Annotated in this window: 17 protein-coding genes; 1 reads left to right on the top strand and 16 read right to left on the bottom strand. The window is 69.0% G+C overall.

The window, feature by feature from the left end; genetic code table 11:
* Positions 1 to 124 precede the first annotated feature (124 nt).
* The 14 genes from AC6R2M_RS07160 to AC6R2M_RS07095 form a co-directional block, all read right to left on the bottom strand.
* A complete protein-coding gene (locus AC6R2M_RS07160; protein ID WP_500486880.1) occupies positions 125 to 1,270 on the bottom strand; it encodes a CaiB/BaiF CoA transferase family protein in 1,146 nt (381 codons plus the stop codon).
* 8 nt (positions 1,271 to 1,278) lie between these two features.
* Positions 1,279 to 2,487 (bottom strand): acyl-CoA dehydrogenase, encoded by a 1,209-nt coding sequence (locus tag AC6R2M_RS07155; RefSeq protein ID WP_500486878.1) that lies wholly within the window; start codon positions 2,485 to 2,487, stop codon positions 1,279 to 1,281.
* Positions 2,488 to 2,691: 204 nt separating this feature from the next.
* Positions 2,692 to 3,624 (bottom strand): dihydrodipicolinate synthase family protein, encoded by a 933-nt coding sequence (locus AC6R2M_RS07150; RefSeq protein WP_500486876.1) that lies wholly within the window; start codon positions 3,622 to 3,624, stop codon positions 2,692 to 2,694.
* A 232-nt stretch (positions 3,625 to 3,856) separates the two neighbouring features.
* Complete coding sequence (locus AC6R2M_RS07145; RefSeq protein WP_500486874.1) at positions 3,857 to 5,326, bottom strand: protein adenylyltransferase SelO; 1,470 nt, start codon at positions 5,324 to 5,326, stop codon at positions 3,857 to 3,859.
* A gap of 132 nt (positions 5,327 to 5,458) precedes the next feature.
* Positions 5,459 to 6,349 (bottom strand): VOC family protein, encoded by an 891-nt coding sequence (locus AC6R2M_RS07140; RefSeq protein WP_500486872.1) that lies wholly within the window; start codon positions 6,347 to 6,349, stop codon positions 5,459 to 5,461.
* On the bottom strand, positions 6,346 to 7,092 hold the full coding sequence (locus tag AC6R2M_RS07135) for an LbetaH domain-containing protein (RefSeq protein ID WP_500486870.1): 747 nt from the start codon (positions 7,090 to 7,092) through the stop codon (positions 6,346 to 6,348). Before AC6R2M_RS07135 ends, AC6R2M_RS07140 begins: the two co-directional genes overlap by 4 nt.
* Before the next feature lie 36 nt (positions 7,093 to 7,128).
* Positions 7,129 to 8,658, bottom strand: a complete 1,530-nt coding sequence (locus tag AC6R2M_RS07130) for an aldehyde dehydrogenase family protein (protein WP_500487520.1) — start codon at positions 8,656 to 8,658, stop codon at positions 7,129 to 7,131.
* A gap of 5 nt (positions 8,659 to 8,663) precedes the next feature.
* On the bottom strand, positions 8,664 to 9,557 hold the full coding sequence (locus AC6R2M_RS07125; protein ID WP_500486868.1) for an NAD(P)-dependent oxidoreductase: 894 nt from the start codon (positions 9,555 to 9,557) through the stop codon (positions 8,664 to 8,666).
* A 111-nt stretch (positions 9,558 to 9,668) separates the two neighbouring features.
* Positions 9,669 to 10,577: a LysR family transcriptional regulator gene (locus AC6R2M_RS07120; RefSeq protein ID WP_500486865.1), complete on the bottom strand. Its 909-nt coding sequence runs from the start codon at positions 10,575 to 10,577 to the stop codon at positions 9,669 to 9,671.
* A 14-nt stretch (positions 10,578 to 10,591) separates the two neighbouring features.
* Positions 10,592 to 11,737: an amidohydrolase gene (locus AC6R2M_RS07115; RefSeq protein ID WP_500486863.1), complete on the bottom strand. Its 1,146-nt coding sequence runs from the start codon at positions 11,735 to 11,737 to the stop codon at positions 10,592 to 10,594.
* A gap of 11 nt (positions 11,738 to 11,748) precedes the next feature.
* Positions 11,749 to 12,261, bottom strand: a complete 513-nt coding sequence (locus tag AC6R2M_RS07110) for a hypothetical protein (RefSeq protein ID WP_500486861.1) — start codon at positions 12,259 to 12,261, stop codon at positions 11,749 to 11,751.
* 11 nt (positions 12,262 to 12,272) lie between these two features.
* Positions 12,273 to 13,058, bottom strand: a complete 786-nt coding sequence (locus AC6R2M_RS07105; RefSeq protein WP_500486859.1) for a DUF3100 domain-containing protein — start codon at positions 13,056 to 13,058, stop codon at positions 12,273 to 12,275.
* Between the two features lie 188 nt (positions 13,059 to 13,246).
* Entirely contained in the window at positions 13,247 to 14,839 is a 1,593-nt protein-coding gene (locus tag AC6R2M_RS07100; protein ID WP_500486857.1) for a DHA2 family efflux MFS transporter permease subunit, read from the bottom strand.
* Positions 14,840 to 14,911: 72 nt separating this feature from the next.
* On the bottom strand, positions 14,912 to 16,123 hold the full coding sequence (locus tag AC6R2M_RS07095; protein WP_500486855.1) for an HlyD family secretion protein: 1,212 nt from the start codon (positions 16,121 to 16,123) through the stop codon (positions 14,912 to 14,914).
* A 72-nt stretch (positions 16,124 to 16,195) separates the two neighbouring features.
* Between AC6R2M_RS07095 and AC6R2M_RS07090 the strand changes: the two genes are divergently transcribed.
* Complete coding sequence (locus AC6R2M_RS07090) at positions 16,196 to 16,879, top strand: TetR/AcrR family transcriptional regulator (RefSeq protein ID WP_500486854.1); 684 nt, start codon at positions 16,196 to 16,198, stop codon at positions 16,877 to 16,879.
* A 77-nt stretch (positions 16,880 to 16,956) separates the two neighbouring features.
* Here AC6R2M_RS07090 and AC6R2M_RS07085 read toward each other — a convergent pair whose 3' ends face one another.
* Both AC6R2M_RS07085 and AC6R2M_RS07080 read right to left on the bottom strand, forming a co-directional pair.
* Positions 16,957 to 18,990 (bottom strand): ATP-binding protein, encoded by a 2,034-nt coding sequence (locus AC6R2M_RS07085; protein WP_500486852.1) that lies wholly within the window; start codon positions 18,988 to 18,990, stop codon positions 16,957 to 16,959.
* A 3-nt stretch (positions 18,991 to 18,993) separates the two neighbouring features.
* The gene (locus AC6R2M_RS07080) at positions 18,994 to 20,490 is read right to left on the bottom strand and encodes an ATPase domain-containing protein (protein ID WP_500486850.1); all 1,497 of its coding nucleotides are present in this window, start codon (positions 20,488 to 20,490) and stop codon (positions 18,994 to 18,996) included.
* Positions 20,491 to 20,585: the final 95 nt, after the last annotated feature.

Raw genomic sequence — 20,585 nt, 5'->3', positions numbered from 1 at the left:
CGCCGTTCGCCAAGGTTCGGACGGCGCTCAAAGTCGGCTTCACATTGTGAGCTGCAATGGACGTTGCAAGCCTCTTGCGTTCGACGAACGCCCACGAAAGCGTGAACGAGCCGATCGAAGGCGATCAGCGGCGGGCCAGCGGAGGCGCCGCGCGGTCGAGGTCGAGCGCACTGCGCGAGAAGCGGATCGGCGTGCGCAGGCCCGGCACGCCCTCCGGCTCGATCCGCAGCGCCCGATGCTCGACCTGCGGATGACGGATGGCGTCGGCCACCGTGTTGATCGGCCCGCCGGGAACGCCGCCGGCCTGCATCGCCGCGATGAGATCCTCACGAGTTCGCGTCGACGTGCGCGCCGCCAGCCGCGGCACGAGATCACCGCGGTTCTCCACCCGTGCCGGATTGGTGGCGTAGCGCAGATCGGAGGCGAGTTCGGCGAGGCCGAGCAGATCAGCGAAGGCCGCGAACTGCCGGTCGTTGCCGCAGGCGACGATCACGTGGCCGTCGGCGCAGGCGAAGACCTGATAGGGAACGATGTTGGGATGCGCGTTGCCCAGACGGCTCGGCGCGACACCCGAGGACATGAAGTTCATCGCCTGATTGGCGAGCGCCGCGACGCCGCAATCGAGCAGCGACAGATCGACATGCTGCCCCCTCCCCGTCCGCTCGCGCTCGGCGAGCGCGGCCTGGATGCCGATGGTGCCGTAGAGGCCCGTCAGAATGTCGATCCAGGCGACGCCGATCTTCTGAGGCTCGCCGGAGGGCTCGCCCGTCAGGTCCATGATGCCGCACAGGCCCTGGATCAGGAAGTCGTATCCCGGCAGATGGGCCATCGGCCCGTCCTGGCCGAAGCCGGTGATCGAGGCATAGACGAGGCGTGGATTCTCCGCCGAGACGCTTTCGTAATCGAGCCCGTACTTCTTCAGGCCCCCGACTTTGAAGTTCTCGATCACGACGTCCGCGCCGGCGATGAGCGACCGGAGCTCGGCGAGATCGTCCTCGTCGCGGAAGTCGCAGGTAACCGAGCGCTTGCCGCGATTGGCGGCGTGGAAATAGGCCGCGGTCCGATCCACGCTCCCGTCGGCAAGGACGCGCTCCACGAAGGGTGGGCCCCAGCTGCGCGTGTCGTCGCCCTCCGGCGCCTCGACCTTCACCACCTGCGCGCCGAGATCGGCCAGGGTCTGGCCGATCCAGGGGCCTGCGAGGATGCGCGCCAGTTCGACCACCTTGAGGCCGGCGAGCGGCGCTCCGGCGGCAGGCCCTTCTATGCTCATCGCTGGTCTCAGACGAAGGCCTGCAGGCCCGTGATCGCCCGCCCGAGGATCAGCGCGTGAACGTCGTGCGTCCCCTCGTAGGTGTTGACCGTCTCCAGGTTCACCATGTGCCGGATGACCTGATACTCCTGCGAGATGCCGTTGCCGCCGTGCATGTCGCGGGCGCGACGGGCGATGTCGAGCGCCTTGCCGCAATTGTTGCGCTTGACGATCGAGATCATCTCCGGCGCGGCGTTGGCGTCGTCGAGAAGGCGGCCGACGCGAAGGCTCGCCTGCAGGCCCAGCGAGATGTCGGTCATCATGTCGGCGAGGCGGAGCTGGAAGAGCTGCGTCTGGGCCAGCGGGCGACCGAACTGCTGGCGGTCGAGCCCATACTGGCGCGCGGCGTGGAAGCAGAACTCGGCCGAGCCCATCACGCCCCAGGAGATGCCGTAGCGCGCCCGGTTGAGGCAGCCGAAAGGCCCCTTCAACCCCTCAACATTGGGAAGCAGCGCCTCCTCCGACACCTCGACGCCGTCCATCACGATCTCGCCGGTGATGGAGGCACGAAGGCTCAGCTTGCCGTCGATCTTCGGAGCCGAAAGGCCCGTCATGCCCTTCTCAAGGACGAAGCCGCGGATCTTGCCGCCATGGGCCTCGGATTTCGCCCAGACCACGAACACGTCGGCGATCGGCGAGTTCGATATCCAGGTCTTGGAACCGTTGAGGACGTAGCCGTTGGCGGTCTTCTTCGCGACGGTCTTCATGCCGGCGGGGTCCGAGCCCGCATCGGGCTCGGTCAGGCCGAAGCAGCCGATGAACTCGCCGCTCGCGAGCTTCGGCAGATACTTCCTGCGCTGCTCCTCCGAGCCGTAGGCGTAGATCGGATACATGACGAGCGAGGACTGCACGCTCATCATCGAGCGGTAGCCCGAATCGACCCGCTCCACCTCGCGCGCGACGAGGCCATAGGCGACGTAGGACGCGCCGAGGCCGCCGTATTCCTCGGGAATCGTGACGCCGAGAAGGCCGGCCTCGCCCATCTCGCGGAAGATGGCCGGATCGGTCTTCTCCTGCGCGTAGGCCTCGACGACGCGCGGCTGGAGAGAGCCCTGCGCGAAGGCGTGCGCGCCGTCGCGCAGCATCCGCTCTTCTTCCGAAAGCTGTTCGTCGAGGCGGAACGGATCCTCCCAGACGAAGCGGCCGAGATCGGGTGCGTCTTTCGGCTTCAGTGGCATGTCACGGCTCCCATCGCATAGCGTCCGGCGGCCCTTGCGGGCCGCGCTCGATCACTCAGCCTCATCGGATAGACCCGATGAGGTCCCAGGTAAAATGAGAAGCGATAGGGGTTCGATGAGTTTTCCTCATCGAACGCGTGCCATGCGCCGCCCCCCAGGACGCATCGCGGCCGGCGAGAGGCGCCCCCGCGACGGACGCGGCCGTCAGGCGTTCCAGTCCGCGTACCAGCGCTGGAACAACGCATACTGCGTCTCGGCATAGCGACGCTGGCTCTCGCTGAGCGCGTCCGTCTCGTTGAAGTGCAGGCGATACGCCTCCTCCCCGTTCAGAACCATCAGATGCTTGTAATAGAGGACGAGGTCCGGCCCCTCGTCGAAGGAGGACAGGACCCCGAGCGCCGCGTCGAGTTCGAGCGCCCTGCGCCGGGCGGCCGCATCGCCCGCGGCGGCCTTTCGCGACAGGTCGACGAGGTGCAGAACCTCCTTCGGCAGCGCGTTGCCGATGCCCGTGATCGCACCCACCGCGCCGCAATTGACGAAGCCGTGGAAGACGTTGGTGTCGACGCCGACCATCAGCATCACGTCGTCGCTGCCCGACGTGATCGTCTCCGCGGCGTAGCGCAGATCGGACGAGCCGCCGAACTCCTTGAAGCCGATGAGGTTCGCGTGGCGCTCGCGCAAGGCGAAGAAGAGATCCGCCCGGGTCGCGAAGCCGTAGTACGGGCTGTTGTAGATGACCGAGGGCAGGCCCGGCGCGGCCGAGAGGACCGCCTCGAAATGGGCCCGCTGCGCGGCGGGGGACGAGCCCCGCGACAGGACGCGCGGAATGACCATCAGACCCGCCGCGCCGGCTTTCGCCGCATGCGCGGCATGCGCGGCCGCCGAGCGCGTGTTGACCGCGCCGGTGCCGACGATCACCGGGATGCCGGCCTTCGTCAGCCGCGCGACGCCTTCCATGCGCTCCTCGTCGGTCAGAAGCGGCCAGTCGCCCATCGATCCGCAGTAGACGACGGCGCTCATTCCGGCCTCGATCAGCGAGCGGCCGGTGGCGACCAGCGCATCGTAGTCCGGTGTGCGATCCGGCCGGCAGGGCGTCATCAGCGCCGGGATGCAGCCCTTGAAGAACGAGGTGTCCATGGAAGGTCCTGTCTGAACGAACATGCGAAGGAGCCGCCCGAAGAGAGATCGGGGCCCCTTCCCGGCAGGCGGAAAAGCCGTCGAAGCGTCGCGCAGATCGGCGAGGAGCATCGCCATGCCGCCGACCCGCTGCGCCCGTCTCGCGGAGCCTCGCATATCGGATCGCCTTCCTGAAGACCCCGCGAAACCGCTCCGGCTGATGCCGCCCGGCGGATCGAGGCCGGACCGCCCGTCAGGTCCCGCAGAAGGTGCGGTAGGCCTCCTCGCGCTCCGGCGGCAGGCCGGCATAGTCGGCGAAGTCCGGGCGGTCCTCGAAAGGTCGCGCCAGAGCCTCGTTCAGCCGCTCGAAGGGCTGGAGGTTGCCGTCATAGGCGGCGGACAGCGCCTCCTCCACGCGATGGTTCCGGGGGATGACCGCAGGGTTCACCGCGTCCATCGCCGCACCGCGCGCACCGTCCGGCATCGGCTCGGCCGACAGGCGCTCGCGCCAGCGCGGCGCCCATTCGTCATAGGCGGAAGGGTCCGCGAAGAGCGCCCGCACGGAGGCATCGGCGCGTGGATCGTCCGCCGCTCGGCCGAGGCCCCGGAAGGTCAGGGTAAAGTCCGCCCGCTGCGCCGCCATGCGGCCCAGCAGCTCGCCGATCAACGTCCGGTCGTCCGGCCGCGTCGTCGAGAGGCCGAGCTTGGCCCGGAAGCCGCCGAGATAGGCTTCCTCGAAGTCGCCCGCGAACCCGGCCAGACGGGTCTGCGCCGTCTCGATGGCCTTGCCCTCTTCGGCGTCGAGGAGCGGCAGGAGGCATTCGGCCAGCCGCGTCAGATTCCACTGCGCGATGCCCGGCTGGTTGGCGTAGGCGTAGCGCCCGCCCCGGTCGATCGAGGAGAAGACGGTGGCGGGGTCGAAAACGTCGAGGAAGGCGCAGGGGCCGTAGTCGATCGTCTCGCCCGCGATCGACATGTTGTCGGTGTTCATCACGCCATGGACGAAGCCGACCTGCATCCAGCGGGCGACGAGAGCGGCCTGACGCGCGATCACGCCGTCCAGAAGCGCCAGGTAGGCGTTGGCCGCCGCGCGCGCTTCCGGGTAGTGCCGTTCGATCACGTGGTCGGCGAGGCGACGGACGGACGCATCGTCGCGGCGCGCGGCGAAGAACTGGAAGGTGCCGACGCGGATATGGCTGCTGGCGACGCGCGTCAGCACGGCCCCGCGAAGCGGCGTCTCGCGATAGACCCATTCGCCCGTGGAGACGGCCGCGAGCGCGCGGGTCGTCGGTATTGCGAGAGCCGCCATGGCCTCGCTGACCAGATATTCCCGAAGCACGGGGCCAAGGGCGGCCCGGCCGTCGCCGCCGCGCGAGAACTCCGTCAGGCCGGCGCCCTTCAGCTGGATGTCGCGTCGCCGGCCCTTCCGGTCGACGATTTCGCCCAGAAGGATGGCGCGCCCGTCCCCCAGTTGCGGGACGAAGTGCCCGAACTGGTGCCCGGCATAGGCGCTGGCGACGGGTTCGGAGCCGTCCGCGATGCGGTTGCCGGACAGGATCGCCGCGCCGTCCGGCCCCGCGAGCGCATCGGCGTCCAGACCGAGCTCGTCCGCCAGCGGACGGTTCAGCTTCAGGAGCAGCGGTGTGGAGACGGCGGTCGGCTTCGTCGGCCGAGCGAACGGCGCGCCGAGCCGGGCATAGCTGTTGTCGAAGGAGAATTGCACGAGCGGCCCTGCCTTTCCCGGCCGTCGCGCGACCGCAGGGGCAAGAGGTGGCGTCCGGTCACCCCGATGTCGAGGGCAAGCGCCCGCCCGATTCCGGACCCGGGAAGCGGCCGAACGGGCCGGTTCCTTCTGTCAGCCCTGTGTCTCCTGGAAGACGAGGACGACGTTGCCGAACCGCTCCGGCTCGGCGAGGACGATGCCCTCCGCCTTCCGGCGATGATCGACACCCGCCGCGTTCAGGAAGGGCGTGACGCGCGCGAGCGACGGCACGTGGAAATGCAGGGCGACGCAGGCCGGCTCGTCCGCCGCCGTCACGTCGGCCGGAAGGGTCCCGAGGTCGCGCTGCGCTCCATCGCGGTCCTTTACCCAGAAGTCCCCCCGTGCCGTGTGACAGCCGAAGCCGTCCGGCGTCTCGAAGAGCGCGTCGTCGCCGAACAGGCCCGCCAGCCGCCCGCGCACCTCGTCGAAGCGCCGACGTTGCGCCAGGATGGTGACGCCGGCATAGCCGGTGCAGCCGTTCGGATGCCGCATCCAGTCCGCCACCTCAAGAAGGTCGCGCCGGTGCTGCTGGCAGGCGAAAGCTGACAGGCGCGGCAGCTCGCGGCTCTCGAAGATCGCGAGCGTCGCGCTGGTACGGTCGCGCTCCCCGTTCGGCAGCGTCACGTCGCGGCCGAAGCGGACGAAGCCCTGGAAGGGCACGCCCCGAGCTCTCAGGCGCTCGGCGTCGGCCTCCGCATCGCGGCTGTTGAGCGCGATCAGGCTGATGCCCTCGCGCTCCTTCAGATGAGCCTCGACCACGCGGCCGAAGCGGAACTCGCCGGCCGCGTAGGTGTCGAGTAGCGTCTCGTCTCCGATCGAGATCAGCTCGATCAGACTGTCCTGGAAGACCGCGAGCGACGTGCTGGTGCCCCAGGGGTGGCGGCCGACCGCCGTCATCCTGAAACCCAGCGCCTCGTAGGCACCGCGCGCGGCCTCGATGTCGCGCACGGCGACCAGCGGATGGTCGATGCCGAGATGTCTCATGCGTCCGCCTCGAACCCCTTGAACGACGTCTCGCGCCGCGCCACCTCGCGCGCGGGCACACCCGCGACGCTGACGCCGGGGGCCACGCTCTTCAGCACGACCGCGCCCGCCGCGACGACGGCACCCTCCCCGATGTCGATGTCTCCGATCAGCAGCGCGCCGGCGCAGATCGTGCAGCCGCGCCGGAGCCTCGGATGGCGCGTCTCGCCCCGGTCCTTCAGGTTGCTGCCGAGCGTCACGCCATGCCAGATCGAGACGTCGTCCTCGATCACCGCCGTCGAGCCGGCGACGAAGCCGATGCCGTGATCGAGCCAGATGCCGACGCCGAGGCGCACGGCCGGGTGGATTTCGCAGCAGAAGGCCTGCGTGAAGAGAACCTTCAGCGCCATCGCCTCCTCGCGCCGCCCGGCGGCCCATGCGCCGTGGGCGACGCGATGACCGACCAGCGCCTGCAGCCCGTTCGCCGACAGGAGAGTCGCCGCCGGCCCGCCGGGCGACACGTCCTTCGTCGAGGTCGCGGCGACGTCGCGAAGGGCGGCGCCGAGCGAAGCGGCGTCGCTCTCGAAGTGCGTCCGGGCCAGCGTCCGGACGAGATCGCCGCGCCGCCCGTCCGGCATCCGCCCGGCGAGGATTGCGGCCAACAGCTCCGCCTCGCCGCCGATCGCGGGTGAGACGCCTGCGAGCGCCAGCGCGGTCGGAGCGCGCGAGGCGAAGTCGCGGAAGCTTTCGATCAGGCTCACCATCCGCCCCTCCCGGTGACCGTCAGCCCTCGCCGACGGTCACGACGGAGAATAGCCGAAGGCGACGGCCGGTTCGCGTGCCGTTTCGACCCAGACGCTCTTCGTCCGCGTATAAGCCATCAGCGCCTCGCGGCCCGAGGAGCGGCCGTAGCCGGAGCGACCGAAGCCGCCGAAGGGCGACATGACGTTGATCGTCTTGTAGCCGTTGATCCAGAAGGTGCCGGCACGAACCGCCGCGGCAACGCGGTGCGCCCGGCCGACATCCTGCGTCCAGACGGCGCCGGCGAGGCCATAGGGGGTGCCATTGGCGAGCGCGACCGCCTCCTCCTCCGTGTCGAAGGGCGTGACGCCGACCACCGGGCCGAACACCTCTTCCCGAGCAATCTCCATGGTGGGCGCGACGTTGTCGAGGATGGTCGGCGCGAAGAAGAAGCCTTCGCCCGAAAGCCCCTGCGGCCGCCCGCCGCCGGCCGCGACGCGCGCGCCCTCGCCGCCCGCCGCCCGCACCATCGCGTCGATCTTCGACCACTGGCGCTCGTTGTTGATCGGGCCGATCTGAACGCTCGGGTCGAGCGGAGAGCCGATCGGGATGCGAGCCGCCGCATCGGCGTAACGCTGCACGAAGCGTTCGTGGACGGAGCGCTGGACCAGAAGACGGGAGCCGGCGACGCAGCTCTGGCCCGCGCCGGAAAAGATCGCGGACTGCGCGCCGAGAAGCGCCCGGTCGAGATCGGCATCCTCGAAGACGATGTTCGCGGACTTGCCGCCCAGTTCCAGAATGCAGGGCACGACGTTCCTCGCGGCATTGGCGGCGATGGAGGCACCGGCCTCCGCCGAACCGACGAAGACGACGAGCTGGGTCTTCGGATGTCCGACCGCGAGCGCGCCGGCCGTCTTGCCGGCGCCGGCCAGCACGTTGACGAGGCCGCGCGGGGCTCCTGCCTCTTCCACGAGGCGCCCGAGGACGAGCGTCGAAAGCGGGGTCAGCTCGGACGGCTTGATGACGACGCCGTTGCCGGCCGCGATGGCCGGGGCGATCTGCCAGCCACCGGTGAAGAGCGGCGCGTTCCAGGGCGTGATCTGAACGACGACGCCGTGCGGCTCGGCGCGCGTGTAGTTCAGGTGGCTGGTCGGAACCGGGATGACCTCCCCGTGCAGCTTGTCGCACCAGCCGGCGTAGTATTCGAACATTTCGGCGACGCGCAGCGCCTCGCCCTTCATGTCGCGCAGGGGCCGGCCGGCGGAACGGCACTCCAGTTCGGCGATGGCGTCGGCGTTCTGGCGCACCAGCCGGCCGATCTCGAACATGATGCGTCCGCGCGCCGAAGCGGTCAGCGCGAACCATTCGGCCTGGGCCCGCTCGGCGGCCTCCATCGCCGCATCGACGGCGCTCGGGCCGGCATCGGCATAGGACGCGAAGACACGGCCCGTCGCGGGGTCCACGAGGTCGAGGTTCTCGCCGTCGCCGGCCACGATCTCTCCGCCGACAAAGCTGCCGATGGTCGCGGTTCCCAGAAGCTGCGCGCGCAGCGCCTCGATGCGCTCGGCCTGGCCGGCATGCAGGGTCATGTCGTTCATCGTCCGGTCTCCTCGCTCGCCTTGAAGGCGCCCATGCGGGTGAAATCCTCGGCGTCCGGAAGGCGCTCGGCGCTTTCCTTCCACAGCTCGCGCACGCGCGAGGACAGCGGCATCTCGACGCCGAAGGCGTCCGCCATCTCGCCGGCCAGCCGCACGTCCTTGCGCATCAGCCCCATGGAGAAGCCGCTGTCGAAGCGGTCCGACATGATCCAGGTCGGGAAGTGCACCTCGGACAGGAAGCTCTTGCCCGACGCCGCGTTCACCGCACGAAGGACGGCCTCCGGATCGACGCCCGCCGCCTCGGCGAGCCGCAGCCCCTCGCCCGTCGTGAGCATGTGCGCGGCGACGAGGAGGTTGTTGACGAGCTTGGCGACGTTGCCCGCGCCGCTCGGTCCCACATGCAGGATCTTCGCGGCCATCGCCTCGATGACGGGCCGCGCGAGGGCGAGATCGCCGTCCGCCCCGCCGATCATCATGGCGAGCTTGCCCGCGGCCGCGCCCGCCGGTCCGCCCGAGACGGGGGCGTCGAGGAAGCCGTGGCCGGCCTCGTCCAGCCGCCGAGCCAGAGCGCGGCTGACCTCGGGCTCGGAGGTGGAGGTGTCGATGACGACGACGCGGCGCTCCGCGCCCAGCCGCCCGATCCGGGGCTCCAGGACGGAGGAGACGTCGGCGGCGGTCGGCAGCGAGAAGACGAGATGGCTCGTGCCGCCGAACACGGCGTCGAGCGTCTCGACCGGCTCGACGCCGGCCTCGCCGGCCTTGGTCCGGCGCTCCGCCGACAGGTCGAAGCCGAAAACGCGGAATCCCTTGGCGGCGAGCGTCGAGGCCATTCCGAGTCCCATCGCACCCAGTCCCACCACGCCGACTACGGGCGATGCGCCGTCACTCATGCTTGCTGCTCTCCGATCTGTCTGGCGTTCGAGAATGGCGCGCGGGGGCATCGGCCGGAAGCGCGCTGGCGAGCGACGAAGGGTTGCGCGTCGCGCAACGCCGATGAAGGCTCAGTCCCTGAAAGCCTGCATCGTCTGCGACAGACAGGTCGCAAGACGCTCCACCGATTTGGGAAGCCGACGGTGCGAGCGCACGATCAGATGGGCGCCGGCCTCCCGCAGCGTGGGATCGGCGAGCTCGCGGGCGCCGACCAGACCGGTCGCGGCCTCCCGCGCCACCGCGAAGGCCGGCAGGAAGGTGACGCCCAGCCCCGCGACGGCGAAGCGGCAGAGCGCCTGGATCGACGATGTTTCGAGCACCGGCGCGAGCGCCAGACTCTCCTGTGCGGCCAGTCCGCCGACGAGCTGGCGGACGCCGTGGCCGGCTGTCAGAAGCGCGAGCGGCCTGTCCAGACAGTCCGCGAGCCGGACCTCCGATCGCTCCAGAAGCGCATCGCCGGGCGGCGCGACAAGGCACAGCGGCTGGCGCCGGATCGCCAGGGCCCGCGCGCGCACGTCGATCGGCGGATTGTAGGCGATGCCGATATCGGCCTCTCCGCCAGTCACCGCGTTCTGGATGGCGTCCGTATTGCCGAGCGTCAGGGAATGGCGGACGTCGGGATAGATCGCGGCGAAGCTCTTCAGTCCGTTCTCGATCAGATCGCCGACGAAGCCCTCGCCGCAGACGATGCGGACATGGCCGCTCCCCTGCCCGCGCAGCCGCACGAACTGCTCCTCGAGAAGCGCCTGTTCCTCGGAGACGTGCCGGCCGTGCTGGAGGAGGAGTTCGCCGGCTTCCGTCAGGACCACGCCGCGCGCGGTCCGCTCGAAGACGGAAAGGCCGAGCCGCTGCTCAAGATCGGTGATCTGGCGGCTGACGACGGACGGCGCGAGGCCGAGCTTGTCGGCCGCGCCCCGGATCGAGCCGAAGCGCACGACCGCGAGAAAGTGGCGGAGCGCCTTGGCCTCGATGAAGTCCATCCGGCCCTCTGGCCTCAGGCCGCCAAAGCTCGGGTGATCGTCTCGTTCCAGAGCCGAACACCGTCCGGGATCACCGCATCGTTGAAGTCGAAGCGGGGCGAATGAAGCCCCGGATTCTCGCCCTCGCGCCCGGCGCCGAGCCAGAGATAGGCGCCCGGCTTCTGCGTCAGCATGAAGGAGAAGTCTTCCGACGCCATGCTCGGATCGCTTTCGACGACGTCGAGCCCGACGCCCGTCGCCGCCCCGCGCAGCAGCGCGGCCGAGGCCGGATCGTTCACCGTCGCCGGATAGAGCCGCTGGTATTCGATCTCGGTCCGGCAGCCGAAACCCTGCGCGAGCGACGAGGCGGTCTCGCGCAGGCGCCTCTCCAGGATGTCGCCGATCTCGGGCTCGAACCAGCGCGCCGTCCCGGCGAGGCGCACGGTCTCGGGAATGACATTGTAGGCGTGGCCGCCCTCGATGCGCGTCACCGACAGGACGGCCGAGCGCAAGGGAGAGACGTTGCGGGCGCAGATGGCCTGGAGCGATGAGATGATCTGGGCGGCGGCGACCATCGGGTCCGCCCCCTCGTGCGGCATCGCCCCATGGGCGCCGCGACCCGTCACCGCGATGTCGAAGATGGCGAAGGCCGCCATCATCGCGCCGTCGCGCGCGACGATCGCTCCCGGCTTCAGCGCCGGCCAGTTGTGGAAGGCATAGACGGAATCGACCCGGTGGTCCCTGAAGAGACCGTCCTCCACCATCTCCTGCGCGCCGCCTTCGACCTCCTCGGCCGGCTGGAAGACGAAGTGGACCGTTCCGTCGATGTCGTCGCGCAGCGCCGCCTGCCGCGCGGCGGCCAGCAGCATGACGGTGTGCCCGTCATGTCCGCAGGCATGCATGATTCCGGGATGGGTCGAGGCGTGCGCGGCCCCGGTCTCCTCGACGATCGGCAGCGCGTCCATGTCCGCCCGCAGAGCGACCGCGCGACGCGAGGTGCCGCGCGAGAGCGTTCCCACGACCCCGGTGCGCCCGAGGCCCTGCCGCACCGTGAGGCCGTACTCGGCCATCTTGCGGGCGACGAAGTCCGCCGTCCGGTGCTCCTGGAAGGCGAGCTCTGGATGGCGGTGGAGATCGAGGCGCCACTGCCTCGCCTCTTCGTAGAACGCGTCCTGCGACATCGGAATGACCCTCAGTTCCCGGAAAGGCGCAGCATCAGATCGGCGATCACGACGGACCCCAGGAAGGTGCCGAACATAACGCAGATCGCGACGATCACGATCTTCCATCCCGAAGACCGCGCGATCGCGAACTCCTTCTGCGTCAGGGCGAGGCCACCATAGGCGAGTGCGGGCGTGGCCAGTGCCAGGAAGTTGAGCGCCGCGACCTGTTCGACCACCCATTCCGCACCCGGAAGACCGGGAATGGTGATCACGATGGCGAGCAGCGACACCCAGGCGACGGCCGGCAGGTTCAGCGGAATCACCTTCGCCAGAACCAGCCCGCCGAGCGAGGCGGCGAAGAGGATCGCCATGCCCGGCAGGGCCGCGAGCGGCGACACGCCGGTGGCCACCCAGTTGGCGACGAGCCCCAGGACACAGGCGATGACGAGCATCGCGGTCTTGTCCGCGAGCGACAGGGCGTTGGCGTCCTCCCCTGCCACGAGGTCGCCGAGTTCGGTCTTGGCGCGATGGGTCTGCGACATGTTCGGGGTCCTCAGGCGGGGTTCGCGGGATCGTTCGGCCGCGCCTTGCGGTACAGCCATTCGGTCAGCGGCAGGGCGACGAAGATGCCGACATAGAGGCCCGTCGCGTAGGTGAGGATGTTGCTGGCGGCGGCCAGCGCCAGGATCAGCTGCTCCTGGTCCGGCGCCACGGCGGCGAGCGCCCCGGTGCAGGCGGCGAGCATCGAGCCGGATCCGACGCCGCAGGACATGGCGATCGCGCGGACGTCGAAGATCCCGAGCGAATGGATCAGCGGCGGCATGATGGCGAAGATGAAGGTGCCGATCAGCGTGCCCGTCGCGTAGACGCCCATCGCGCCGGCGCCCTCGGGGCTGTTGAGGCCGTACTTCTCCGCGATCAGCGCCAGATTCGGCTCCCGGTCAATCGAGTAGGACGCGCCGATCGATTCCCGGCCCATCTTCAGAAGGAAGACGGCCACCGGGAAGGCGATGAGGATCGTTCCCAGATTGCCCAGCTCCTGAAGGATCAGCGCCGGCCCCGCGGCGACGATCGCCTCGATCTGCGGACCGACCGTCGTCCCGAAGCGCGCGATGAAGGGCATGATCGCGATGGCGATCATCGTGCCCGAGATCTGGACCGAGCGATGCGAGAGGATGCTGCGCATCGGCTTCGTCAGCGCGGGGTTCAGGATGATCCCGAGCGCGAAGGCGTAGAGGATCGGCAGGAGGATGATGGTCGCGATGCCGATCGGAATGCGGATCAGGCCGATCGAATCGGCAATGACCACGATGACGAGCGCGACTGCGTGCAGCGCCAACGCATCGCGGGAAAACACCCTGTTCACTTCCACCTCCAGACTGCCTACAAACCGTCCCCAGCCCGTCCCGGACTGAATTTTGGGCAGCCTACCGGCGACCGTGCGTTCATGAAGGGTTCATGGCCGCAACAATGCGTTGCGCTGGGCGCAACACTTCGACCGCGAAGGCGGTCCAAGGCCCGCGCGCGTCAGTGTGCGTCGGCCGGCGCGGCCCCCTTCGGCTTGGCGATGAAGGCGGTGAGCGCGCACAGGGCGACGAACAGCACGGTCAGAAGCAGGAAGACGTCCGCGAAAGCCATCACGCTCGCCTCGCGCCGGACGAGCTGCGTCAGCTGCGCGATGGCGGCCGTCTCGCCGTCGATCCCCGACGCCGACAGATTGGCGGCGATCGAGGCGATGCGGTCCTCGGCGACCTGCGTCCCCCACGTGATCCGCTCGGCCAGCCGGTCGTAATGCAGCGCCGTTCGGTCGTTGATCATCGTGTTGATGACGGCGAGGCCGACCGCGCCACCCAGGTTCCGGGTGAGGTTGTAGAGGCCCGACGCGCCCTTCAGCTTGTCCGGCGGGAGCGTTCCGAGCGCGATGTTGTTGATCGGGACCATCGCCATCATGAGCCCGAAGCCGCGCAGGATCTGCGGAATCAGGAGCTCGTAGAAGTCCCAGTCGTGCGTCAGCCCGGTCATGAGCCATGTGCCGAGACCGAAGGCCGCGAAGCCCGCGAACATCATGACGCGCGGGTCGGCCTTGGCCGACAGACGCCCGGCGATCGGAGCCGTCGCGAACATCGCGAGACCCGAGACGAACATGGTCTCGCCGATCATCAGCGCGTCGTAGCCCCGGATGCGTCCGAGATAGACCGGGTAGAGATAGGTCAGCCCGTAAAGGCCGACGCCCATGATGAAGGAGAAGAGCGACCCGAAGGCGAAGTTGCGGTTCTTGAAGGCGGTCAGATCGACGATCGGCTCCTTCGCGGTGAAGGCCCGGTAGAGAAACAGCAGCGCCCCGCCGGCCATGACGATCGTCATTCCGGTGATGATTTCGCTGTCGTACCAGTCGTCTAGCGGACCTTCTTCGAGAACGTATTCAAGCGAGCCGAGAAAGGCGGCCATGCCCAGAAGGCCGAACCAGTCGAACTTCGAGAACAGCGACAGATCGGGCTTGTCGAAATCGACGAGGTTCCAGACCACGAGCGTGACGACGACGCCGAAGGGCACGTTGATGAGGAAGAGCCAGTGCCAGGACAGGGCATCGCTCAGATAGCCGCCGACCGTCGGGCCGATGGTCGGCGCGAGCGTCGCCACGAGCCCGATCATCGGCGAGACGACCGAGCGCTTCGACGGCGGGAAGATGGTGAAGGCCGCCGCGAAGACGGACGGGATCATGCCGCCGCCGATGAACCCCTGGAGCGCGCGGTAGAAGATCATCTGGTCGATGTTCGTCGCGGTCGCGCACAGGGCCGAAGCGGCCGTGAAGCCGCCGGCGGCGAGGGTGAAGAGAACCCGCGTCGACAGCATCCGGGCGAGGAAGCCGGACAGCGGGATCATGATCACTTCGGCGATGAGATAGGCGGTCTGGACCCAGGCGATCTCGTCGCTCGAAGCGGAAAGGCCGGCCTGGATCTCGGCCAGCGAAGCCGAGACGATCTGGATGTCGAGGATCGCCATGAACATCCCGAACACCATCGCCATGAAGGCGAGGATGCGGCGGGTCGGAATGGCGTCCTCGCCTCCCCCGCCCGAGCGGGCGGCGGCAGGGAGAGGGGCGGCGGCGGTGGCGGACATGGCGGTGTCGTCCGATCTGGAAGATGGCGCGCCGTCGCGTCGCTCGGCGGTCCGAAGCGGCGCGCCCGACGATCAGTTGGCGGCGAGGGTCCGGGACGGGTCCGGCGCTGTCCGCGTATCGACCGAGACCGTCGCGGAAAGGCCCGGCCGCAGGGACCCGGCATGGGCATCGCTCGGGTCGATGGCGATGCGGACCGGAACGCGCTGGACGATCTTGGTGAAGTTGCCGGTCGCATTGTCCGCCGGCAGCAGCGAGAAGACCGAGCCGGAGGCGGGCGCGAGCGAGGCGACCGTGCCACGGATCTCCACGCCCGGCAGCGCGTCGACCTCGATGCGCACCTCCTCGCCGATCGCGATCTCGTGGAGCTGCGTCTCCTTGAAGTTCGCGTCCACATAGACCGCGTCGAGAGGCACGACGGCGGCAAGGCGGCGGCTCGGCGAGACGAGGTCGCCCGGCTGGACCGACATGTTGCCGACGACACCGTCATAGGGCGCGCGCACGGTCGTGAAGTCGAGGTCGCGAGCGGCCTGATCCAGCGCGACCTGCAGGCCGGGCAGCGCGCTTTCCGCTTCCCGGACCTGCGCCTCCAGAACGGTCACGTTGGCGTTGGCGGCCGCGACGGACGCATTGGCGCCGGCCAGCCGCGCATCGGCCTCGGCCTTGGCGGAGCGGGCCTGATCGAGCGGCGCCTGGGCGCTCGTGCCCGAACGCACCAGAGCCGCCACGCGGTCGAGGTCGAGCGCGGCCTGATCGACGGCCGCCTGCGCGACCGCGCGGTTGGCCTCGGCCTCCGACACCTGCTCGGCCGCCGCCGCGCGCTGGGCGCGGATGCGTTCGATGGAGGCGTCCTGCGTGTCGATCTTGGCCTGCGCCGAGCGCAGCGCCAGCTCGTAGTCGCCCGGATCGATGACGACGATGGGATCACCTGCCTTCACCGGCTGGTTGTCCGACACCGGAACGCTCTGGACGTAGCCCGTCACCTTCGGCGACAGCACCGCCATGTCGGCGCCCACATAGGCGTCGTCGGTCGAGACGAGGAAACGCCCGTCCGTCCACCAGGAATGACCGTACCAGGCGGCGCCGCCGAGCGCGGCGGCCGCGACGAGCACGATCAGCAGGCGGCGAAGGCCGCCGCCCCTCTTCCGCTCCTCCTTCGGCGCCCCGGCCTTCACCTCCACCGCGTCCGCCGGGGGCGGAACGGGCGCCTCCGCGCGCGAGACGAGTTCGAGCTTCGGACCCTTCTGGGAAGCGTTGAGCTGGTTTTCGGACGATGCTGACGACATGGTGAACCTCAATCGAACCGAACTGTTCGGTTCGATCTTGACTTACGCCCGTCCAAGCCGCACTTCAACCCCATGGACAGAACCGTCGAAGAAGAATCCACGACGCCCGGCGAATGCTCCGATGGAGGCGTCGGGTCGGAAGCCCGGCCGCCCGAAGACAACGCGAAGCGGCGGCAGATCCTCGAAGGCGCGCGGCGGATCTTCGTGCGCACGGGCTTCGACACAGCGTCGATGAACGACGTGACGCGGGAGGCGGGCGTCTCCAAATCGACGCTGTATGTGTATTTCCGGTCGAAGGAGGAGCTCTTCCAGGCGCTCATCTCCGAAGAACGCGAACGCTATTTCGCGGAGATCGAGGCGCTGTTCGGCGATGCCGATCACCCGGCCGAGACGCTGCGCCGATACGGCACCAAGCTCGCGCAGTTCACCCTCTCCTCGGGTGCCATGCACGCCAAGCGCACTGTGATCGCGGTCGCCAGCCGCATGCCGGAGCTGGGGCGGGACTTCTACCGGCACGGGCCGGCGCGCGGCCACGCGGTTCTCGCACGCTATCTGGAGCGTTCGGTCGCCGCGGGCGCGCTGCGGATCGACGACGTGTCGCTTGCTGCCGCGCAGTTCATCGAGCTATCGACGGCGGGCGTGTTGCGCCGCCGCTTCTTCGACGACGAGGCGCCGCAGCCGGACGAAGCGGAGATCGCCCGCATCGTGGAAGCCGCCGTCGGCCTCTTCATGGCCGGATACGGGCCGAAGCCCTGACGCCTTGTCCGCCGGCTCGCCGATGACGAACCCTTCCGCTGTCGCGGAACAGTGCGTCCGAACGGCCGCACGGCGCCCTAACTCCGGGCTCGGACCGCCTCGATCTGCGCGGAAAGCTGCCGTTGATCGTAGGGCTTCGCCAACCGCGGAAGATCGACCTCCTCGCCTGAGGGAAGGTCCGCGTAACCCGTCGCCAGAATGATGGGCAGGTCGGGCCGCAACGCCCGGGCCGCGCGGGCCAGCTGGGCGCCGTTCATCTTGGGCATCGAAAAGTCGGTGATCATCAGGTCGAACGGTTCGCCGGCTTCCAGATGGCGCAGCGCCGCCTCCCCCGAATTGGCCTCCAGCACCTCGTGGCCGAGATCCTCCAGCATGTCGACGCTGCTCATGGCGATCAGTGCGTCGTCGTCCACCATGAGGATGCGCAGGCCGCCGTTGGCGGGCTGGGGCACTCCTTGCGAGACGGGCTCCATCGCCGCGGCCGTCGCCTTGTCGGTGGCCGGGAACCGCAGCTCGGCCGTGGTGCCGCGGCCGACGACGCTCGACAGCTCGAACTGCCCGCCCAGCTGCTCGACGAGGCCGTCGATCATCGAAAGCCCGAGACCGGTGCCCTTGCCGACACCCTTGGTGGAGAAGAAGGGCTCGGTCGCCTTCTCCAGGGTCGCCGCGTCCATGCCGTGCCCGGTGTCGGTCACGATCAGGCGCACGACGCCCGCCCCCGTCCCGCCCGGCGCGTCGATGCGGTCGACCCGGATCGAGAGCGTCCCGCCCGTCGGCATGGCGTCGCGGGCGTTCACCACGAGATTGAGGAGCGCCAGCTCGACCTGGTTGACGTCGAGCTCGGCCCGCGCGGGGGCGTCGGGCAATTCGAATCTCAGCTCGGCGGAGGTGCCGATCGTGCGCTCGATCAGGGGCGTGATGCCGCGAACGAGGTCGGCGAGATCGGCGACGACAAGGCTGAGGTCCTGCCTTCGCGCGAAGGCGAGAAGCCGCTGCGTCAGCGAAGCGCCACGCTTGGCGCCCTGCTGGGCGCCGTCGATGAGGCGCAGCGCGCGCGGATCGTCGCTCAGATGCTTGCGCAGAAGGTCGAGATTACCGATCACCGCCATCAGGAGATTGTTGAAGTCGTGGGCGACGCCGCCGGTCAGCTGGCCGATCATCTCCATCTTCTGCGCCTGACGCAGCTTGCCCTCCGCCAGCTCGCGCTGCGACATCTGCTCCAGCGTCGCGCGATGCGCGCGCTCCAGCTCCTGCGTGCGGGCGACCACCCGCCCTTCCAGCGTCTCGTTCTGGATCCGCATCTGCTCTTCGGCGCTCTTGCGCGCCGTGATGTCGGACACGACGCCGACCATGCGGACCTCGCCGCGCCGGCGCAGAAGACGCGCCCGAACCTCCACCCAGTGGCTGGACCCGTCCGGCCAGATCGTCCGGTATTCGAGGACGGAATCCTCGCCCGTCTCGATCGTGCGCTTCACGACGGCGCGCGCGCACTCGCGGTCGTCCGGATGGATACTGTCCACGACGTCGGAGTAGGACAGTGTCGCGTCCGGCTTGCGGCCGAAGATCACCCGGCAGGCGGGGGAGGTCGTCAGCTCGCGCCGCTCGAAGTCGAGCTCCCAGGACCCGAGACGCCCGGCGACGAGCGCGGTCTGCAGACGCTCCTCGCTCTCGCGAAGCTGATCGAGCGTCGAGCGGCTCTCGTACTGCCGCCGCCGCCCCTTCAGCGCGGTCTTGGCGACGCTGAGAAAGGTCGTCGGATGGAAGGGTCGCTCGACGAAGGTGACGTTGCCGAGAACCTCCGAGACACGGGCCGCCGCCGGGTTGCGCTCCGGGCCGCCGCCCCTGCGGGTCAGGAGCACGAAGGCGAGGTCCGACCAGGAGGGCTGGGCCTGCACCCAGTCCGAAAGACGTTTCAGGTCGGCGGTCCGCAGAGCCTCTTCGCCCACGACCGCGAACAGGACGTTGTCGGCAAGGCTGCCCGCCAGAGCATCAACGTCGGCGATCGCCCTGCCCTCGATGCCGGCTTCGCTCAGAAGCGCGCGGGCAACGTCCGCGTCGCGTCCCAGCGGCGTTAGGATCAGAGCATGCGGATCGACAACGGAACTCGGCATCGGTCAGACTTTGGCATCGGACATCAAAGTGTCGGCGTCCGGCCCCACGAAACTCGGCACACCGCGAAGCACGCCCTGGAACTGCTGGAGCGGCTCGCCGACCGTCAGCCCCTTCTCGCTGATCCTGTATTCCCGGATCGTGTCCTCGTGCAGGCCCGCCCGCTTCTTGACGACCGAGAGAGCGCGGCGCATCCGCCCCAGCGCCTCGAAATAGCGCAGCAGGATGACCGTATCGGCGAGGTAGGTGACATCGACCGGGGAGTTCATGTCGCCGACCAGACCGTGCTGCGCGACGGTCAGGATCGTCGTCGTTCCCTGCCGGTTGAGGAACTGGAGCAGCTCGTGCATGTGCAGGACGAGCGAGTTCTCCTCCGGCATCGCGGCCTGATAGCCGTTCAGACTGTCGATGACGACGACCTTGGCCTTCGCCTGCGAGGTGCTGTAGCGCACCCGGTGCGCGAATTCCCCGGGGGAGATTTCGGCGGCGTCGATCTGCTCGACATGCAGCATTCCACGATCCATCTCGCGCTGCACGTCGAAGCCGAGCGACAGCATGCGGTCGATCATGAGGCCGAGTTCCTCGTCGAAGACGAAGACGGCCGCCTTTTCGCCGCGCGCGATCGCCGCCATGGCGAACTGCATGCCGACGATCGACTTCCCGGCGCCCGCCGGACCGAGCACGAGCGTGCTCGAACCCTGTTCGACGCCGCCGCCCAGGAGCGCGTCGATCTCCGCGACGCCGCTGGACGCCTGGGTCCGATCGAAACCGGTGCGATGCTCCAGCGCGATCAGCCGGGGATAGACCTCCACGCCGCCGGTCGAGATCCGCATGTCGTGATAGCCGCCGCGATAGGCCACACCGCGATATTTGGTGATGCGCACGCGGCGGCGCTCGGCGCCGTATTCGGGCGCGAGCTCCTGCAAGTGGACGACGCCGTGGACGACGCTGTGAACCGTCTTGTCCGTCTTCTCCGCCGTCAGGTCGTCGAGGAGCAGCACCGTTCCGCCGGCTCGCGCGAAATAGTGCTTCAGCGCCAGGATCTGGCGCCGGTAGCGGAGCGAGCCCTGCGCCAGCAGCCGGATCTCGGAGAGGCTGTCGAGGACGATGCGCTGGGGCTTCACCCGCTCCACCGCCTCCTGAATGATCCGGATCGTCTCGCCGAGTTCGAGGTCCGACGAATAGAGGAGGCTTTGCTCCTGGTCGGCACTGAGCAGGCTCTCGGGCGGGGTGAGTTCGAAGACCGTGATCGCGGGGCCGAGGTCCCAGCCGTGCGAGGCCGCGCCGGCTCGCAGCTCCGACTCGGTTTCCGACAGGGTGATGTAGAGCCCGGTTTCCCCCGTCGCCGCCCCTTCCAGGAGGAAATTGAGCGCGATGGTCGTCTTGCCGGTTCCGGGACTGCCTTCGAGAAGGAAGACCCGCCCCTCGGTCAGCCCACCGGCGAGGATGTCGTCGAGCCCTGCAATGCCTGTCTTCGCCTGCTTCAACTCGACCTTCGTCATCCCGACTGACCTTCCGCTCGCGCCGGCGTCTAGGCGACCGGCAACAGACCGAGATCCGGAATCGTCGGCTTCTCGATTTCTACAACCTCTTTTCG

The sequence above is a fragment of the Aureimonas sp. CAS genome, assembly GCF_059838215.1.
This window is presented reverse-complemented; position numbering and strand designations above follow the sequence as displayed.

Bases quoted from the DNA above. Each gene is read 5' to 3' on its own strand.
- AC6R2M_RS07160 (WP_500486880.1), bottom strand. From the start codon at position 1,270: ATGAGCATAGAAGGGCCTGCCGCCGGAGCGCCGCTCGCCGGCCTCAAG.
- AC6R2M_RS07155 (WP_500486878.1), bottom strand. From the start codon at position 2,487: ATGCCACTGAAGCCGAAAGACGCACCCGATCTCGGCCGCTTCGTCTGG.
- AC6R2M_RS07150 (WP_500486876.1), bottom strand. From the start codon at position 3,624: ATGGACACCTCGTTCTTCAAGGGCTGCATCCCGGCGCTGATGACGCCC.
- AC6R2M_RS07140 (WP_500486872.1), bottom strand. From the start codon at position 6,349: ATGAGACATCTCGGCATCGACCATCCGCTGGTCGCCGTGCGCGACATC.
- AC6R2M_RS07135 (WP_500486870.1), bottom strand. From the start codon at position 7,092: ATGGTGAGCCTGATCGAAAGCTTCCGCGACTTCGCCTCGCGCGCTCCG.
- AC6R2M_RS07130 (WP_500487520.1), bottom strand. From the start codon at position 8,658: ATGACCCTGCATGCCGGCCAGGCCGAGCGCATCGAGGCGCTGCGCGCG.
- AC6R2M_RS07125 (WP_500486868.1), bottom strand. From the start codon at position 9,557: ATGAGTGACGGCGCATCGCCCGTAGTCGGCGTGGTGGGACTGGGTGCG.
- AC6R2M_RS07120 (WP_500486865.1), bottom strand. From the start codon at position 10,577: ATGGACTTCATCGAGGCCAAGGCGCTCCGCCACTTTCTCGCGGTCGTG.
- AC6R2M_RS07115 (WP_500486863.1), bottom strand. From the start codon at position 11,737: ATGTCGCAGGACGCGTTCTACGAAGAGGCGAGGCAGTGGCGCCTCGAT.
- AC6R2M_RS07110 (WP_500486861.1), bottom strand. From the start codon at position 12,261: ATGTCGCAGACCCATCGCGCCAAGACCGAACTCGGCGACCTCGTGGCA.
- AC6R2M_RS07100 (WP_500486857.1), bottom strand. From the start codon at position 14,839: ATGTCCGCCACCGCCGCCGCCCCTCTCCCTGCCGCCGCCCGCTCGGGC.
- AC6R2M_RS07095 (WP_500486855.1), bottom strand. From the start codon at position 16,123: ATGTCGTCAGCATCGTCCGAAAACCAGCTCAACGCTTCCCAGAAGGGT.
- AC6R2M_RS07090 (WP_500486854.1), top strand. From the start codon at position 16,196: ATGGACAGAACCGTCGAAGAAGAATCCACGACGCCCGGCGAATGCTCC.
- AC6R2M_RS07085 (WP_500486852.1), bottom strand. From the start codon at position 18,990: ATGCCGAGTTCCGTTGTCGATCCGCATGCTCTGATCCTAACGCCGCTG.
- AC6R2M_RS07080 (WP_500486850.1), bottom strand. From the start codon at position 20,490: ATGACGAAGGTCGAGTTGAAGCAGGCGAAGACAGGCATTGCAGGGCTC.